Below are 17,777 nucleotides of genomic sequence, written 5' to 3' on the forward strand. Positions count from 1 at the left end.
AATCGCTAGTTTTTATCAAAAAATAATTTCAAAATAGAAAGGAACTTGTCCCATCCAAAATTCCAGATAACTAGAACTTACTTTGAGACGTCTCAGAGCCAGTAACTTTAGTGTACTCTTTTTTTCAACAATTTCAATCCTAAAACTCACTATTATCAACATTTTTAGTCAAAAACAGAACTTAGTCTGAGACTAAATTCTGTTGATTTTATGCAGTTTTCTCAAAGTAACTTCTGGAAGGACGGGAACTAGAACTTACTTTGAGAATTTACCCCTAAAATAAGTTAAAATAAGTTACATATAATAAATTATACCTTCCTTCTGTTGCATATGAAAAATATCTAGCATTTTCAATATTTACCAAGTGAAAAAATTATTGAACTTCAAAAAAGCTGGCATAAGCCAGCAAAATTACATATAATGAATACAGCAGTTCTACACTGTATTTAGATTGATAGTTTTGTCAATGCAACAAAATTCGTCCATAAATTAGGGAAGGAATTGTTTTTCCCTAAAGTTATAAATTTATTTGAGTAACAAAATAGAAATCAGTGCCAAGATGGCTGGTCCACCTTGGGTCAAGATAATTTTTGGACTAGATGTCACAGCTCCATAACCTGCTGCTCCAATAACAAACAAGACAAAAATAGTTGTAATTTCCAGATTTCCTGTGAAAATTCCATATAAGAGGAAAATAGCCAACAAACCATTGTAAATACCTTGGTTTTTGAAAAGTGTCGTCACAGACTTACGTTGCAATTCATCCTTTGTCATATTAAAGACACGACTAGTAGAATCTGAATGGGTTGCAAAGGTTTCAAGATACATAATGTAAAGATGCTCAAGAGCTACGATACTAGCTAGAATAGTGGTAAAAATAGACATAAAATGTTTCTCCTTATTTTTCGATAAATGATTCAACAGAAAGATTTTGAAGACCAGAAACCAACTTCTCCAAGAGTTGACTCAATTGTTCTTCTTCACTCTCAGATAAAATGTTCGCCATGGCTGCTTTCACTGCTTGGTGATGGGCTGGCGGACTGTCCTGTAAATCAGACAAAGCAAGCTGGGTAGGTTGAACCAGCATTTCCCTTTGATTTTCTGGGTTACGCGCTCTCTGAATATAGCCCTTATCCTCCAAGATTTTCAAATGGCGAGTTATGGCTGCCCGATCGATCAGAAGTTTCTCCTGTAAAGCCTGCTGTGAACAAGGAAAATCTTCCAGTAAATGCTGTAAAAGCTGATAGCGAGTCAAACTAATGCCCAACTGCTTTTCAAATAAACTGGTCACTGCCTCATCCGCAAGTTTTACTTGGTAGAGTAACTGAGAAAGTTGTTCCATACTTCTCTCCTTTTGTTGATTTATCAACTGTTGATAAATCAATTATATCGGAATACGAATATTTTGCAAGAATTTTGCTTAATTTTTTAAAACTTTATCATATAAAAATAAAGTTTTGGTATAATAAATCTAACTAAACAGAAGGAGGACAGCATGGAAGAATCCAAAAAACTCAACTTAAGCATTGATGTTTTGATGCTGGCTGGGGCCATTCTCTTACAAAGCGGTGCTGAAATCCACCGTGTTGAAGACACCATGATTCGTATTGCTAAGTCACAAGGAATTGAAGCAGTCAACGTCTTAGCTATCCCTGCCGCCATCTTCTTTTCCATCGATCATACTAACATCTCTCGGATGAAGCGTATTGTCAATCCAGTGCATGATATGCAAAAAGTCTGTCAGGTCAATCAGGTTTCTCGTTCCTTAACTGCAAGGCAGATTAGTTTAGAAGACGCTCTTCAAGAGTTGCTTACTATCCGCAACCAATCTCTACCTTATACTCAGCTCCAAACAATATTTGCTGCAGTCTTAGCCGCTCCTTTTTTTACCATCATGTTTGGCGGCAATCAACTTGATGCCTTAGCAACAGTTTTCGCTACCTTACTAGCCTTCCCCTTCTCTCTTTTGATTGATCGGCTGATTCAAATAGAATTTGTATCAAAATTTGCTGGAGCACTTGTTTTCTCCCTGTTTTCCTTGCTGCTAGTGAAATATACTAATCTACCAATCAATTCAAATATGGTAAATGCTGGTGCGGTCATGCCCTTTGTTCCTGGTATAGCATTTACAAATGCCGTTAGAGATTTGATGACCAATCACCTCAATACCGGCTTGACAAAGATTTTTCAAACACTGCTTGTCATCCTCTCTTTAGGAGCAGGAACAACTGTTGCACTATTGATTGTGGGGTGAATTATGAATCTACTTCATTTTTTCTTACAGGCTGTGGCTTCATATATTGCGATCGTTGCCTTTCTCATCGTTCTCAATGTCCAAAAACAATTGCTGATTCCCGGAGGCATATTAGGTATGTGCGTCTGGTTGATCTATCTAGTCTTGCTTGAACCAACTAATGTTGTTATTGCAACTTTTATTGCTGCAATCGTTGGATCTTGCATCAGCCAAATCATGAGCATGGTCCTCAAAACACCTTCGGTGATTTTTTCACTGGCCATCCTAGCACCGCTTGTCCCAGGTTACAGAGCCTATTTGACGACCACTCAGTTTGTATCTGGAAGTTACAAAGAAGCCTTGGTCAATACCACTACTGTACTCACATTAGCCTTAGTCATCCCAATCGGCATGGCAAGTGGAACGGTCTTACTCCAACTCTACCGCTACTTGCAAACCAAAGCAACTCATTAAATGTCTGTCTGTGTTTCTTGAAACCTGACAGACTTTTTGTTAGAATGAATAAATATGTTTAGGAGGAGCCATGAACCAACAAATTCAAAATTTAAAACTTGCTGAACGGGGTGCCATCGTATCGATTACTACTTACATTATCCTATCCGGTATAAAGTTGGCTGCGGGACACATTTTCCATTCGGATGCTCTGACTGCTGATGCCTTTAACAATATTTCAGATATTATTGGTAATATCGCTGTCCTAGTCGGATTGCGAATGGCTCAGAAACCAGCTGATACGGACCATAAATTTGGACATTGGAAAATGGAAGACTTGGCAAGCCTGATCACATCCTTTATCATGTTTGTAGTTGGTTTTCAAGTTCTCTACTCTACCTTTATTAAAATCATCAGCAATCAGACTGTTGAGATTGATATGACTGGTGCTGTAGTTGGGGTATTCTCAGCCCTTGTTATGATTGCCGTTTACCTTTATAACAAATCTCTTGCTAGGAGAGTTCATTCAAAAGCCTTAGAAGCAACTGCTAAAGATAACTTATCTGACGCTGTCACTTCAATTGGAACATCCATTGCCATTATCGCAGCAGCCTTCGATTTCCAAATCGTCGATAAAATCGCTGCTGTTGTCATTACCTTCTTTATCTTAAAAACAGCCTACGAAATTTTCATGGAAAGTTTCTTTACGCTATCGGATGGCTTCGACGAAGAACTCCTGCACAAATATGAAGAAGATATTCTCAAACTCCCTAAAGTTGTTGCCGTCAAGTCACAACGTGGCAGAACCTACGGTGCCAACATCTATCTGGACATTGTTTTAGAAATGAACCCCGATTTGTCCGTCTACGAAAGCCATGAAATTACCGAACAGGTAGAACAACTCCTCACACTAAAACACGGTGTTTTTGATGTAGATATCCATGTCGAACCTTCTGAAATCCCACATGACGAAATCTTTGAACACGTCTTTGACAAACTCTACCGCTTCGAATCAGAAATCCAAGCGCACGAAGTTGGCTATGAAAACCTCATAGATGAGAATTATTTACTAATAGACGCCAAGGGGCGCTACCTTAATAAAGCTGAGATGCTTCAAGCCCATCCTATACAATCCACCTACCTATCCAACTACCAGATGACCTCTATCAGCCAGAAATCCAAGTTGGTCACCTTTGAAATCGGTGACTATGTCCACACATCCCTCTGGCGACGTCACGAAAACTGGACAGTCATCTTCCATCAAATTTCAAAGAAACAAGCCTAGTCAGCTAGACCAGGCTTTTCATTTGGACATAGAAAAAGAGCACGTGGCTCTTTGTATACTCAATGAAAATCAAAAGCAGACTAGGCGACGCAGATGCAGATAGAACTCTGTCACTTTATTATTGTCAAGTGACAGGCTGGAAACCTCCACTGGAGCTTTCCACTCATCAAATCAAGTCAACAACGTCTGCTTTTTGATTTTCGAAGAGTATTAAAATCTTTTAGTTCTTCACAGAATCTGTAGCAACATCTTCACCAAACCATTTTTGTGAAATTTCTTGGAAGGTTCCATCATTATACAATTCTGTAAAGGCTTTGTTAATATTTTCAACAAGTGTCGTATCTGACTTACGAGCACCTACTGCAAAAGCTTCGTTTTCATAGCCAGCATCAATGATGTTATAGTCTGCGATGATTCCCTCTTGTTGCAAGTAGTAGTTGGCATACACTCGGTCAATTAAGAGACCATCGATACGGTCATTTTTCAAGTCAATCAAAGCTTCATTAAACGTTGCATATTGACTTGCGTCATTGTTTTGCACAATATCTTTCAAAATGGCTGGTTGTGATTCAAAGACTGAGTAACCTGAAGAACCAGCTTGTGCCCCCAAAATCTTATCTTTCATATCAGACACTTGACTGATATTAGAAGATTTTTTTGTTACCAAGACTTGTTGATTATCCATGTAAGGATCTGTGAAGAGAACCTTCTCCTTACGCTCATCCGTAACAGAATAACCATTCCAGATTAAATCAATGTTGCCATTGTTCAACTCAGTTTCTTTCAAATCCCAATCAATTGGCTGCCACTCAACAGAAATACCATATTTTTCAAATAACGCTGTTGCCAAATCAATATCAAATCCAGTATAGCTACCGTCTGTTTCTTCAAATCCCATTGGTACAAAGGTCTTGTCAAAACCAATTGTGATTGACTTTTCAGATTCGTAAGTTGACCAATTATCTGACTTGGTCGTTGACTCACTTGATCCACATGCAGCAAGGGCAAAAGTCGTTACAAGAGCCGCAGCTCCAAGCATCATTTTTTTCATATTCATCATCATATTTGTTCCTTTTCTTAGTGTTTCGGTTCAATTTTGATGATTTCATCTGCGATATTCTCAGCAAACTGCATATCGTGGGTGACCACAATTTGCGTGATTCCAGTAGCCCTATTTTCAAGAATGAGTTTTTCTACTCCTTTTCTCAATTCTGGGTCTAAGGCTGAGGTTGGTTCATCATAGCCAATAATCTCAGGATCAATCATCATAGCACGCGCCAAAGCCACACGTTGCTTTTGTCCACCCGATAATGAAAACGGATAGGCAGTAGCGTGGTTAGCCAGGCCGAGAGTATCCAAGAGTTTAAGGACCTTGTCTTCCGCCTCTGAACGCGACATATTCTGCGTTTTCACAGGAGAGAGAACCAAGTTTTCCAAAACGGATAGGTGCGGGAAAAGCTGGAAGTCCTGGAAGACAAAGCCCAGCAGATGTCGTTTTCCCAATTCCTCAAGTGGCAGTTCTTGACCATTATAAATCAAGGTTCCTGAATCAATGGTTTCCAAACCAGCCAACATCCGTAAAAGAGTAGTCTTACCGCCACCAGATTGACCGACGATGGCAATTATTTTCCCCTCTGGAATGACCAGATCATAGTCGGAGAAAATCTGTTTATTATCAAATCGTTTGGATAGATTGCGTAATTCTAACATGACTTCCTCCTATCTATAATAGTCAAATTTCTTTTCTACCTGCTTAGAAACAAGGGTTACAGCACCAATCATCAAGAGATAAATAGCTCCAGCGATAAACATAGGTGCCAAGCTAGCATCACGGTTGGCTGCTGTACGGCTGGCAAGCAATAGATCGCTGACACCCAAGGCATAGACCAAGGACGTATCCTTGACTAAGGTCATGACTTCATTGAAAACACTTGGTAGGACAATTTTCACGACCTGGGGCAAGACGATATAGCGAATGGTCTGAACGGGAGTAAATTTCAAGACCTTAGCGGCTTCATACTGACCTTTTGGAATCGCCTCAATACCACCACGGAAAATCTCAGAGAAATAGGCCGCATAGTTAAGCGTAAAGGCCAGAATCACAGCAGGCATTCGGTCAAATGTAATACCGACACTTGGTAAAACATAATAAACAAAAATCAATTGCAAGAGCAATGGAGTCCCCCGCATAATCAAAACATAAATATGCAATAGCCACTGCAGGGGTTTAAATTTAATCTGCATTAAGAAGGCAAGGATGGCTCCAAGAGGCAAGGATAAAATCAGAACTAGAAAAAATACTTGCAAGGAGATCAATGCACCATTTAACAAACTGGGCAGAACTTCCAAAACATAATCCATAGAATTCTCCTAAAAGAATGATTAGCTACTAGTATAACAGAAAAAAGTATTCATTTCAAAGAATTTTTCAGAATTTTTAATAAATTTAACTATTCAATTGAATATTTTTTCAATTTAAGGGAATGTCATTCTGAATATCCAGCTCATTCATCACATTTCGCAGTTTAAAAGCAATAATATGACAATCATTAACTATCTACTTCTTTAATCAAATCGTGTTTCCCAATGCTCAGACCGACTAGCTTCCAAGCAAAGTGATAGCTGCTCAGCTGTATTTTTGCCAAGTGAGAGCGGTGGTAAGTCATCTAGACTGAAAAAGCCACTGGCAACTGTTTCCGAATTGGTCTGAAACTCCCCGCCAAGTAGTCGACATAGAATGAAGACCTTGGTCACGCGGTGAGCTGACTTGGCAGGATTGTTCTTGTGCTTGTCCAAAATCGCCACGACTCGCAGAGCCTCCACATCCAGCCCCGCTTCTTCCTTTACTTCCTTGACCACATTGTCCTTGACAGACTGGTCCACATCGCACCAACCACCTGGTAAAGACCAGAGTCCATCATTTTCCTGAACCAGTAGGATTTTATCCTCTTGGAAAATAGCTGCGCGGGTATCCAGCTTGGGTGTCTGATAGCCTGTTTCGTTGCAAAACAAGTCTTTCACCACCTCCAAGGGCTGTCCAGACGGCTCTACCAACATTTCCGCCGCAATCTGTCTGATTTCTTCGAAACGCTCTATGTCATAAACATCTTTTCCATAGGCCAAGCCTGTCTGAGCCAAGGCTTGTAAACGTACGGCCCATTCCAACCACTTATCCTGCGACATGACATTCCCTCCACTCTATGACAGCTTGAGCATGAATATGCCCATCTACCACAATCTCATGCTGGCTGACACCAGCTTCCGCCACCATTCGTGAACTCACCAAGCTAGTCGCCTCTACCTCCTTGAGATACTTGAGTTGGATTTTTTTAGGGACATGGCAGAGCAGAAAATCATAGCCTAGTTCTTCATACATCCATTCCAGATACTTGCCATTATTGACATGCCCATTCATATCCAAATCAAAATAGCGAACAGGAAATTCTTGAACAGATGGATTTTCCAAGAGCTGATACTTGGGAGCCCGAGGCAATTTCTTGACCTGCTCAGACTGATAAGGAACAATCAAATCTTCTGGCACAGGGGCCACCTTGCGAGTCTCAAAATCAATCAGGACAAAATAGCAGAGAATGTCCAACAAAAGATTACCCGCTGCATCGTAGATATAGAACATCCGATGACAGAAAAACTTGTTGTAGGCAACTGCTTCTGTTTTTATCGTGATGGTTTCATTGTACTTAGGCAAGCTTTGAATAGTTAGTTCGTAATCAGTCACCACCCAAATCAAGCCAAATTCCTGAAAAACATAGAGGTCACTGCGACCCAGTTCCTCCGACTGCCGACCTGACACACCAAGACAGTAGGAAATAAAGTCAGGTAGTTTGATTTCTTGTTTAACATCCACCATATCAAAAGGAATGGTGAACTCTTCTTGGTAGCTTAGTCCCATTGTGTCCTCTTTCTAATCTTCTATAATGAAACGCTCGGCAACTGTATCGCCTAGGAAGAGACCCTTTTTGGTCATCCGAAGCCAACGGTCTTCTTCTTGTAAGAGGCCTTCATTTTTCAAGTCCCTGACCACCTGACCGTAACGGTCTTCAAAAGAGATACCAAACTTCTCTTCGAATCGCTCAATGGACACGCCAGTTTTTTTCCGTAAACCTAAAAACATCTCTTCTTCCATCTGCTCGGTCTGGCTGAGAAATTCTTCGTGTAAGCGAGAATGGCCTTTTTCACGGATGGATTTGAGGTAGTGCTGGATGGGGCCGCGGTTGCGGTAGCGCATGCCGTCGATGTAGCCAGATGCTCCAGCTCCTAGACCATAGTACTCCGAGTTGTCCCAGTACATGAGGTTGTGGCGACTCTCAAATCCTGGCTTGGTGAAGTTGGAGATTTCGTAGTGCTCGAAGCCGTTTTTCTCCAGCTCTTGTAGAATGTAGTCGAACATATCGGACTCCACATCTTCGTTGGGCAGATGGAGATTGCCACGGCGTTGGCGGTTCATGAAGACCGTGTGATTCTCCAAAATCAAGCTATAAAGGCTCATGTGGGGAATATCCAGCTCCAAGGCCTTGGCGACATTGTCCACCACCTGCTCCATGGTCTGACCAGGCAGGGCATAAATCAGGTCAATGGAAATGTTGTGGAAACCCGCTTCCTTGAGGGCTGCAATGGTTTCATAAATCTGGGCTTGGTTGTGGCTACGACCAATTTTTTTCAACATACGGTCATCAAAGGTCTGGACCCCCAGCGACACCCGATTGCACTTGGACTTTTTCAGAACTGCAATCTTGTCTGCCGTCAAGTCACCTGGATTGGCCTCGATAGTGAATTCTTCCAGTTGCGACAAGTCCAGCAAGTCCTCCAGATTGGTCAGGAGGTAGTCCAACTGGTCTGCCGAGAGAGCCGACGGTGTTCCGCCTCCGATATAAAGTGTGCGGAGTGCTGGTAGGTCGTAAAACTTGACCTCTTCCATGAGGGCTGCCAAATACTCGTCAACAGGCTGGTTCTTAATAAAGACCTTGGAAAAGTCACAGTAGTAACAAATCTGGGTACAAAATGGAATGTGGATATAGGCAGATGTCGGTCGTTTTTTCATACCAACTATTATAGCACACTGTCTATAAAAATATTTTTTACAGACTTTAACTCTACTTAAAATAATGATATAATGAATAAGGAGGTCTTCTATGAGAAAAGAAACTATTTATGACTGTATTAACCTGATCCTATCATTTCTGCTCTGTCGCTGGCTCTTCATGACCTTTCTCTTTTACCAGTTCACGACCATTTTCATGACGATTGATTTTTGGCCGACACTTGCCGCAATCCTGTTAATGACCGGATTTTGCTTTACCCTATTTCGACTTGTCTATAAAACCCGCATTTCGCGACTGACACTTTTGTTTTTCTACACTTGCTACGGGCTTCTGCTAGTCTATCTTCTATTTTTCAAAAGCATGGGCGTCCAGGGTTTCAACTGGGATCTCCTTAGCACTTTTTCTCAAGACCTATTTCTCAATCCTGCTATAGTGGTCTTTAACCTCTTGCTCTTTTTACCACTTGGGTTACTTTTTTCATTTTCTTGGAAAAAACTTTCTCTCTTTGTAGGGGCCATATTGCTAGTTGAAGCCTGTCAATTCTTCTTTTCACTGGGCTTCTTTGACCTTAGCGATATCTTGCTCAACACCTCTGGTTTTGCCCTCGGAAACCTCTTGGGACAATCCGCAATGGCTCACTCTTTCAAAAATAGAATACAGAAAAAATGACCCCGAAAGGTCATTTTTAGTTTATTTATACTCAATGAAAATCAAAAGTAGCCTAGGAATCGAAGCCGACGATAGAACTCAAGTTCATCTAGGCAAGTTTACAACGGAAAATTTTGATTTTGAAGAGTGTTAGCTTACTTAACTTCCAAATGCCAGATATCTTCATTGTACTGTTGAATCGTACGGTCTGATGAGAAGAATCCTGCTTTAGCAATATTGACGATGACCTTGTCCAACCAGCTGTCGCGGTCTTCATAGTCTGCCAACATTCTTTCCTTGGTCACAATGTAGTCTTCCAAGTCTAGCAAGGTCATGAAGTGGTCATTGTGCTTGAGGTTATCTTGCAAGCGCCATAGGCGTTCATCGATACCTCCAGCATGACGAATGGTATCTGATGTAATGAAATCAATCAATGGACGGATCGTTTCGCGCTTATAAAATGCATAAGGATGGTAAGTTCCATTTGCATAGTGGTCAATAACGGTTTGGCTATCTTGACCGAAGATGTAGATGTTCTCATCTCCAACCAACTCATGAATCTCTACGTTTGCACCGTCGTCTGTACCGATTGTCAGAGCACCGTTGAGCATGAATTTCATGTTACCAGTACCAGATGCTTCTTTAGATGCAAGAGAAATCTGCTCTGAAATATCTGCCGCTGGAATGATGAAGCTGGCTTCCGTTACGTTGTAGTTTTCAATCATGACCAACTGCAAGTGTGGTGCCACTTCTGGGTCATTTTTGATAACCTGTGACAAGACCAAAATCAAGTGGATAATATCTTGAGCCGTTGTGTAAGCTGGTGCAGCTTTTCCTCCGAAGAAGACTGTCAATGGACGAGTTGGGATATTGCCAGCCTTGATATCCAAATACTTGTGGATAACATAGAGAACATTCATCTGTTGACGCTTGTACTCGTGCATACGCTTGATTTGCACGTCAAAGATAGACTCTGGATTGACCTCCACACCTTGCGTCTTAGCAATATGACGTTGCAACTTACGCTTGTTGTGCTGCTTGGTTTTTTCTAACCAAGATTTTAATTCCTTGTCATTCTTATATTCTAAGAGTTTTTCCAACTCGCTAGCATCATGGTGGTAGCCATGTCCAAGTAGTCCATCAAGATAGCTAGCCAATCTTGGGTTAGCATGCATGAGCCAACGGCGGAAGGTGATACCGTTAGTCTTGTTGTTAAATTTCTCTGGGTAAAGCTCGTAGAAGGCTTTTAACTCAGAAGTCTTCAAAATCTCAGTATGAAGGGCTGCTACACCGTTGATAGAGTAGCCGTAGTGAATATCCATGTGGGCCATGTGGACACGACCATGCTCATCGATGATATTAACCGCTGGATCATTTTTCACTTCTTTTGCACGGCGGTCCAACTCCTCGATAAATGGCACCAAGTGAGGCACCACACGGTTCAAGAAATCCAGTGGCCATTTTTCAAGGGCTTCAGACAAGATTGTATGGTTGGTATAGGCAGTCATTTTCTTGACAATTTCGATTGCCTCATCGAAGGAAATGCCACGGAGTTCCAAGAGACGAATCAATTCTGGAATGACAAGGGATGGGTGGGTATCATTGATTTGAACCACTGCATAATCTGGCAAGTCATGAAGGTTTGACCCTTTGGCAACCGCTTCATCAATCAAGAGTTGAGCTGCGTTAGATACCATGAAATACTGCTGGAAGATACGGAGAATTTTACCCTCGTCTGTCGAATCATCTGGATAAAGAAAGAGGGTCAAGTTACGGAAAATATCTTCCTTGTCAAACTCAATGCCATCATAGATGATATTGTCATCAACTGAACCAAGGTCAAACAAACGCAAACGGTTCTTCCGCTCAGTCTTATAACCTGGCACATCGATATCGTACAACTTAGAAGTTAAGGTAAAGTTAGCAAATGGCACTTGGTAAGAAATTGGGGATTCTGTCAACCAAGAACGGGGTGTAATCCACTCGTTTGGCACTGCAGATTGCTGGTGGTATTCGAACAACTGACGGAAAAGTCCGAAGTGGTAGTTCAATCCGACACCATCTCCGTTGAGACCAAGGCTAGCAATGGAATCAAGGAAGCAGGCGGCCAAACGACCCAAACCACCGTTACCAAGTGATGGCTCCATCTCCACATCCTCAATAGCAATCAAGTCTTTACCTGCTGCTGCAAGCTGGCTCTTCACCTCATCATAAACACCCAAGTTGATCAAGTTATTCGACAAGAGTTTACCAATCAAGAACTCAGCAGAGATATAGTAAACTTTTTTCTTTTGCTCGTTGGTGTATTTAGCTTCACTTTGTTGCTTGGTAAATGCAAGCAAGGCATAATAGAGTTCGTAATCCGAACAGTCTTCAATACGTTTTGCATACATGGCCTGAACAAAGTTTTGTAAATTTATCATGACACTCTCCTAAATATATTAATGTAATTATCAAGAAACGTTTCGTTACTCATTTGTAAACGTTTTCTTAATTATACCTTATTTACAAAAAAAAGACAAGCTAAGTTCCGTACAAATAGAACTTAGTTCGTCTTTCAAACGATTTCAGAATCTCAAATTACTTATTCAGCAATGAGGGTTTCCAAACCAACCTTCATCATGTCTGTGAAGGTATTTTGACGCTCTTCTGCAGTTGTGTCTTCTTCTGGGTTGACCAAGCTATCAGAAATAGTCATAATTGCAAGTGTTTCAACACCGAATTTAGCACCCAAATAGTAAAGGGCTGCAGCTTCCATCTCAACTGCTTTGACACCGATTTGACCCAATTCCAAGTTACGGCTGAAAAGTTTTGGTGAGTAGAAACTATCTGAAGATAAGACATTACCAACATGCGTTGTCAAGTTAAGGTCTTTGGCAATATGGTATGCCTTGTCCAAAAGGTCAAAACTCGCAATCTGTGGCAAGTCATATTCTGGCCAATCAATGTTGATCATACGAGAGTTGGTTGCAGCTGCTTGCGCCAAGACCAATTCACGAACATGCACATCCTTGTTCAAAGAACCGGCAGTACCTACACGGATGAGTTTTTTCACACCATAGTCATTGATGAGCTCGTGAGCGTAGATAGAGATAGATGGCATTCCCATACCAGTTCCCATGACTGAGACACGGTGACCTTTGTAAGTACCAGTATAGCCGAACATATTGCGGACTTGGTTGAAGCAAACTGCGTCTTCTAGGAAGTTTTCCGCGATAAATTTAGCACGAAGTGGATCACCCGGAAGCAAAATCTTATCAGCGATTTCGCCTGGTTTTGCAGAAATATGAATAGACATGTAATATACCTCTTTGTTCTATTTTCAATTGCTTACAATTCAGCCAAGATAGCTTTGACCAAGCCCTTGAAGTTACCCTTGATTTGCTCGGTTACTTCTACGACTTCTTCGTGGTTGAGTTCAGATTGGAAACCAGCCGCAAAGTTTGTGATAGCAGAAATCCCCAAGACTTTCATGCCTGAGTGAGCTGCCACGATGACTTCTGGTACTGTTGACATACCGACTGCGTGGGCACCCATCGTCTTGAAGGCCAAGATTTCTGCAGGTGTTTCATAGGTAGGACCTGTCACACCGAGGTAGACACCATTGTCCAACTTGATGCCCAATTTTTCCGCAACGGCATGGGCTTTTTCACGGTATTCTTTAGTGTAGGCATTTGACATATCTGGGAAACGTGGACCAAACTCTTCCAAGTTTTCCCCAATCAATGGGTTTTGTCCAGTCATGTTGATGTGGTCTGTAATGGCCATGAGGGTACCTGGACCGTAACCGATACCACCTGCGGCATTGGTGACAATCACGCCTTCACAACCAAGAGCTTTCATGACACGGACTGGGAAAGTCACAACTTCCATTGGATTGCCTTCGTAGAAATGGAAACGACCTTGCAAAGCCAAGACCTTGCGTCCTGCCAAATCACCGTAAACCAACTTACCAGCGTGACCTACAACTGTTGACTTGCCCCAGTTTGGAATGTCTGCATAATCGATTACGATAGCATTTTCTACTTCTTCCGCTAATTCACCCAAACCTGAGCCCAAAATCAAACCAAATTCAGGCTTGACCAAACCTTTTTCTTCTAAGAAGGCTTTTGTTTCATTGATTTTTTCTAATAGTGACATAAATAATCCTATTCAGGCCGAAGCCTGTATTCAGTCAGGTAGCTAGCTTTATCTGCCTAACTAAATAGTCCTTTCTATAATTTGTTAGCTAGAGAGTTGGTTACCTGTTACAATGGAGAGACAACTTCCCCATCTTCTTTGATGAATACTTCTGTCATCGGCGGAAGTAAATCCAACACGACTTCTGACGGACGACATAATTTTACGCCTTTGGAACTCACAACAATCGGTCGATTGATAAGGATTGGTTCTGTAACCATTGCTGATAAAATGTCATCCTCATCAGCCTTATCCCAATCAATTCCCATATTTTGATAAGGAGGGACATTGGTCCGAAGCAGTTCTTTTGCTTTCAATCCCATTTCTGTCAGCAGCTCTACCAATTTTTCCTTGGTAGGAGGTATCTCCAAATAAAGAATCACTTCGGGTTCAATCCCAACATGACGAATGAGGGCCAGAGTGTTACGGGAAGTCCCACATTCTGGATTGTGGTAAATGGTTACTTGTTCCATAGCTACCTTTCTTACAAATAAGCTGACCAGTCATATTCTGGCATTTTTTCCTTGATGATGTCGAGGGGACGACAGAGGAAGGCTGTCTGTTCTCGCTCGATAATGGGGCGATTAAGAATAGCAGGTTCTTCCACTAAACGCTGGAAAAGTTCTTCTTCTGACAAGCCTGCTCGCTCTTCTTCCGTCAACCGAATAACTGCTGAAGGCTGACTGTCCATTTTTTCCAAAAGAGCTGTCAACTCTTCCTCTGTCAGTGGATTTTCTAGGTAATTAACCCACTTGATGTCCAGATCCTGACTGGACAGTAAGATTTTTAATTTCTTACATTTACTGCAGTCGGGATTGTAATAGACCGTCAGTTGTTCCATTAGACTAGGGCTCCTAAGAAGCTTTCGCCAATCATGGCTTTTTCGACACCGAAGTTTTCAGCAATAGTCGCAGAAATATCCGCAAAATGTCCGACTGGCAAAACACCGCTGCCTGTGAAGGATTTGCTATAAGCCAAGAGTGGAATGTATTCACGTGTATGGTCTGTACCTGCGTAGGATGGATCATTTCCATGGTCAGCCGTAATCAAGAGCAGGTCATCCTCACGCATAGCAGCGATAATTTCTGGGATACGAGCATCGAATTCCTGCAAGCAATCGCGGTAGCCTTCGATGTCACGACGGTGACCATAAACGGCATCAAAGTCAACCAAGTTGGTAAATGAGAAACCTTTCTCAAAGTCAGCCAACTGCATGGTTTCAAGAAGGACATCTACACCGTGCATATTTGACTTGGTGTGGCCCATGTCGTTGGTAATACCTGATGCGTTGAAAATATCGCTGATTTTGCCGACTGAATAGGTAGGAACTCCCGCATCCGCAAGCTTGTTGAGGACAGTTGCTTCAAACGGCGATACCGCATAGTCATGACGGTTAGCAGTCCGTGAGAAATTACCTGGCTCACCAACGTATGGACGGGCGATGATACGACCGAGAAGAGCTGGGCGTTCAAGCGTAATCGAACGAGCGTACTCACAGATACGGTACAATTCATCCAGCGGAATAATGTCTTCGTGGGCTGCAATCTGAAGAACAGGGTCTGCGGAAGTGTACACAATTAACTCCCCAGTTTCCATTTGGCGAGGACCAAAGTCATCAATAACAGCTGTACCTGAGTACGGCTTGTTCGCCTCGCGGATGATTTTACGGCCTGAGAACTCTTCGATTTTTGTCAAAATCTCCTCTGGGAAACCGTCCCAGAATGTATCGAATGGCTCGGTGATATTGAGGCCCATGATTTCCCAGTGGCCTGTCATAGTATCTTTTCCGAGCGATACTTCTTCCAACTTGGTCACGTAGCCAGTTGGATTCTCCTCAGCAGGAACAGTCGCAAGGGCTGTATCACGAGGGATGTTTCCAAGACCGATTTTGGCCATGTTTGGCACAGCCAAACCAGATTTTTCAGAGATGTGCCCGAGGGTATCCGACTCAGTGTCCACAATCCCTGCGTTGAAAAATTTATCTGCATCTGGTGCTGCACCAATTCCGACAGAATCCATGACCACCAGGTGAATACGTTTAAATTTAGACATAAGAACTCCTTTTTCTAAGAACGTGTATCGACAAGCAAAGCACTGAACTATCAATACAATTCTTTTGTTCGTCTTTTCATTATACCACAAAAACGCTTCCCATTACAGAATAATGAGAAGCGTTTTCAACTTATTATTTTTCCAATATTTTTGGTCCTTGTGGCGTCCCGACAATGACCTTGGAAATCAAGCCAATAAAGAGCCCATGTTCGACTACTCCCACTGTTTTATCCAGTTCGTCTGCCAAGGCCTCCGTATCCTCGATGCGTTGCAGGTCAAGGTCGATAATGAAATTCTTCATATCGGTCACGTGCTTCTGGCCGTCTTTCATCCGAAAACTCGGTCTGTAGCCTTTGGCCTCAAAGAATCGATAAAGATTTTCCGCTCCGTACTGCACGACTTCCACTGGTAACTTGAAGGCACCTAGGGTATCAACCACTTTGGACTCATCAACGATCCAGATGCAGTCTTTGCTGTTGACCGCGACCACCTTCTCCATAAGCAGTGCGGCACCGCCTCCCTTGATACCATTGAAGGCTCCGTCCACCTCATCAGCTCCGTCCACCGTCAAGTCCACGTGATCGACCTCGTCGATGTTTTTTAGGGGAATCCCAAGGGACGCAGCATGCTCAGCCGTGGCATGAGAGGTCGTTACGCCTGTGATTTGTAGGCCCTCCTCTGCAACCCGGCGGCCAATCTCCTGCACGAAATAGTAAGCCGTCGAGCCAGTCCCCAGCCCAACAATCATACCGTCCGTCACAAACTCAGCCGCCTTAATCCCAACCTGCTCTTTAAGGTTTGTCATCTTTGTCTCCTTTGAAATAAAACGATTACATATAGTATATCATGGAAAACTTTGAATGGACAAGAGGGAATTAGAAATCTTGGAGGAAAATTGGATGCTCTCATTGAAAATAGAATCTTAAATGATTGCAAAAACAATCCAATTGCTGTTTACAACTCACGCACCCGTGTAGGGTGCGACTTTTCCAGAAATACTGCGGAGCATCCACAATCTTATTTCAATCCACGCACCCGTGTAGGGTGCGACTTACAGAATCCGAGACTGGTGAAATCACATACGGTATTTCAATCCACGCACCCGTGTAGGGTGCGACATGAGTTTCAAGTTATCAACAATCAAAATATCAATTTCAATCCACGCACCCGTGTAGGGTGCGACCCGCAGTTGACCTTGAAGACCTCAAGTGTCTATCTATTTCAATCCACGCACCCGTGTAGGGTGCGACTATTCAACAACGTTTTGTAAGTCAATACCGATAATTTCAATCCACGCACCCGTGTAGGGTGCGACAAAATCTTGTTATTTCTATTAGTATCAAGATAAATTTCAATCCACGCACCCGTGTAGGGTGCGACGCGAAAATAACACCGTCCAAACCGTTCCGAACTGAATTTCAATCCACGCACCCGTGTAGGGTGCGACTTGTTGTGTAATCTCTGCCAACAAGCCCTCTGGATTTCAATCCACGCACCCGTGTAGGGTGCGACCAAATTCTAGCGGTGCAACAAGTTCTTCGCCTCATTTCAATCCACGCACCCGTGTAGGGTGCGACGGTAAAGCAAGAGGAAAAACCGCAAATAAAGAAAGATTTCAATCCACGCACCCGTGTAGGGTGCGACCGTGGTCACAACAGTCGTCGACAGGAAATCTAAAAATTTCAATCCACGCACCCGTGTAGGGTGCGACGTTGGAAGCGCAAGATGTATTTCACTACGTTAAAATTTCAATCCACGCACCCGTGTAGGGTGCGACGTATGCTCGAGCGTGGAGCGATTGAGTTCGCTGAATTTCAATCCACGCACCCGTGTAGGGTGCGACAACAGTGTCAAAAGCCTTGTACCT

Annotated in this window: 19 protein-coding genes and 1 CRISPR repeat array (1 of these 20 running past the window's edge); of the genes, 4 read left to right on the forward strand and 15 right to left on the reverse strand. The window is 42.5% G+C overall.

What is annotated here, in order from left to right; genetic code table 11:
* Nucleotides 1–525: 525 nt before the first annotated feature.
* Both C1E99_RS04960 and C1E99_RS04965 read right to left on the reverse strand, forming a co-directional pair.
* On the reverse strand, nt 526–885 hold the full coding sequence (locus tag C1E99_RS04960) for a DUF1304 domain-containing protein (RefSeq protein WP_105206784.1): 360 nt from the start codon (nt 883–885) through the stop codon (nt 526–528).
* A 13-nt stretch (nt 886–898) separates the two neighbouring features.
* The gene (locus tag C1E99_RS04965; RefSeq protein WP_105206785.1) at nt 899–1,342 is read right to left on the reverse strand and encodes a MarR family winged helix-turn-helix transcriptional regulator; all 444 of its coding nucleotides are present in this window, start codon (nt 1,340–1,342) and stop codon (nt 899–901) included.
* Nucleotides 1,343–1,495: 153 nt separating this feature from the next.
* Here C1E99_RS04965 and C1E99_RS04970 point away from each other — a divergent pair, with 153 nt between their 5' ends.
* The 3 genes from C1E99_RS04970 (at nt 1,496) to C1E99_RS04980 (ending at nt 3,971) form a co-directional block, all read left to right on the forward strand.
* Nucleotides 1,496–2,254: a threonine/serine exporter family protein gene (locus tag C1E99_RS04970; protein ID WP_105206786.1), complete on the forward strand. Its 759-nt coding sequence runs from the start codon at nt 1,496–1,498 to the stop codon at nt 2,252–2,254.
* A 3-nt stretch (nt 2,255–2,257) separates the two neighbouring features.
* Nucleotides 2,258–2,707, forward strand: a complete 450-nt coding sequence (locus C1E99_RS04975; protein ID WP_105206787.1) for a threonine/serine exporter family protein — start codon at nt 2,258–2,260, stop codon at nt 2,705–2,707.
* A gap of 70 nt (nt 2,708–2,777) precedes the next feature.
* The gene (locus tag C1E99_RS04980; RefSeq protein ID WP_105206788.1) at nt 2,778–3,971 is read left to right on the forward strand and encodes a cation diffusion facilitator family transporter; all 1,194 of its coding nucleotides are present in this window, start codon (nt 2,778–2,780) and stop codon (nt 3,969–3,971) included.
* A 220-nt stretch (nt 3,972–4,191) separates the two neighbouring features.
* On the opposite strand, the gene C1E99_RS04985 is transcribed toward C1E99_RS04980, so the two are convergent.
* From C1E99_RS04985 to hemW, 6 genes are all read right to left on the reverse strand, one after another.
* Nucleotides 4,192–5,028: an amino acid ABC transporter substrate-binding protein gene (locus C1E99_RS04985; protein WP_105206815.1), complete on the reverse strand. Its 837-nt coding sequence runs from the start codon at nt 5,026–5,028 to the stop codon at nt 4,192–4,194.
* Nucleotides 5,029–5,048: 20 nt separating this feature from the next.
* Entirely contained in the window at nt 5,049–5,681 is a 633-nt protein-coding gene (locus tag C1E99_RS04990; RefSeq protein WP_105206789.1) for an amino acid ABC transporter ATP-binding protein, read from the reverse strand.
* A gap of 9 nt (nt 5,682–5,690) precedes the next feature.
* A complete protein-coding gene (locus C1E99_RS04995; protein ID WP_105206790.1) occupies nt 5,691–6,332 on the reverse strand; it encodes an amino acid ABC transporter permease in 642 nt (213 codons plus the stop codon).
* A gap of 204 nt (nt 6,333–6,536) precedes the next feature.
* On the reverse strand, nt 6,537–7,154 hold the full coding sequence (locus C1E99_RS05000; RefSeq protein ID WP_105206791.1) for an NUDIX hydrolase N-terminal domain-containing protein: 618 nt from the start codon (nt 7,152–7,154) through the stop codon (nt 6,537–6,539).
* Entirely contained in the window at nt 7,141–7,881 is a 741-nt protein-coding gene (locus C1E99_RS05005; RefSeq protein ID WP_105206792.1) for an acyl-ACP thioesterase domain-containing protein, read from the reverse strand. The genes C1E99_RS05000 and C1E99_RS05005 overlap by 14 nt, the downstream gene beginning before the upstream one ends.
* 12 nt (nt 7,882–7,893) lie before the next feature.
* A complete protein-coding gene (hemW, locus tag C1E99_RS05010) occupies nt 7,894–9,030 on the reverse strand; it encodes a radical SAM family heme chaperone HemW (RefSeq protein ID WP_014638299.1) in 1,137 nt (378 codons plus the stop codon).
* A gap of 196 nt (nt 9,031–9,226) precedes the next feature.
* Here hemW and C1E99_RS05015 point away from each other — a divergent pair, with 196 nt between their 5' ends.
* Nucleotides 9,227–9,700: a VanZ family protein gene (locus C1E99_RS05015; protein WP_238146211.1), complete on the forward strand. Its 474-nt coding sequence runs from the start codon at nt 9,227–9,229 to the stop codon at nt 9,698–9,700.
* A gap of 134 nt (nt 9,701–9,834) precedes the next feature.
* Here C1E99_RS05015 and C1E99_RS05020 read toward each other — a convergent pair whose 3' ends face one another.
* From C1E99_RS05020 to rpiA, 7 genes are all read right to left on the reverse strand, one after another.
* On the reverse strand, nt 9,835–12,102 hold the full coding sequence (locus C1E99_RS05020) for a glycogen/starch/alpha-glucan phosphorylase (RefSeq protein WP_105206794.1): 2,268 nt from the start codon (nt 12,100–12,102) through the stop codon (nt 9,835–9,837).
* A 161-nt stretch (nt 12,103–12,263) separates the two neighbouring features.
* Nucleotides 12,264–12,977 (reverse strand): purine-nucleoside phosphorylase, encoded by a 714-nt coding sequence (gene deoD / locus C1E99_RS05025; RefSeq protein WP_105206795.1) that lies wholly within the window; start codon nt 12,975–12,977, stop codon nt 12,264–12,266.
* Nucleotides 12,978–13,009: 32 nt separating this feature from the next.
* Nucleotides 13,010–13,819 carry a purine-nucleoside phosphorylase gene (locus tag C1E99_RS05030; protein ID WP_105206796.1) on the reverse strand — a complete coding sequence of 270 codons (810 nt, stop codon included), beginning with the start codon at nt 13,817–13,819 and terminating at the stop codon, nt 13,010–13,012.
* 107 nt (nt 13,820–13,926) lie between these two features.
* Nucleotides 13,927–14,331, reverse strand: a complete 405-nt coding sequence (gene arsC, locus C1E99_RS05035; protein ID WP_105206797.1) for an arsenate reductase (glutaredoxin) — start codon at nt 14,329–14,331, stop codon at nt 13,927–13,929.
* An 11-nt stretch (nt 14,332–14,342) separates the two neighbouring features.
* Entirely contained in the window at nt 14,343–14,699 is a 357-nt protein-coding gene (locus tag C1E99_RS05040; protein WP_105206798.1) for an arsenate reductase family protein, read from the reverse strand.
* Nucleotides 14,699–15,910, reverse strand: a complete 1,212-nt coding sequence (locus tag C1E99_RS05045; RefSeq protein ID WP_105206799.1) for a phosphopentomutase — start codon at nt 15,908–15,910, stop codon at nt 14,699–14,701. The genes C1E99_RS05040 and C1E99_RS05045 overlap by 1 nt, the downstream gene beginning before the upstream one ends.
* Before the next feature lie 133 nt (nt 15,911–16,043).
* On the reverse strand, nt 16,044–16,715 hold the full coding sequence (rpiA, locus tag C1E99_RS05050; RefSeq protein WP_105206800.1) for a ribose-5-phosphate isomerase RpiA: 672 nt from the start codon (nt 16,713–16,715) through the stop codon (nt 16,044–16,046).
* A gap of 148 nt (nt 16,716–16,863) precedes the next feature.
* Nucleotides 16,864–17,777: direct repeats of the CRISPR family, unit length 32 nt; unit sequence ATTTCAATCCACGCACCCGTGTAGGGTGCGAC; it runs 507 nt beyond the window's last position.

This window comes from Streptococcus suis, assembly GCF_002964045.1.
GTDB lineage: Bacteria > Bacillota > Bacilli > Lactobacillales > Streptococcaceae > Streptococcus > Streptococcus suis_U.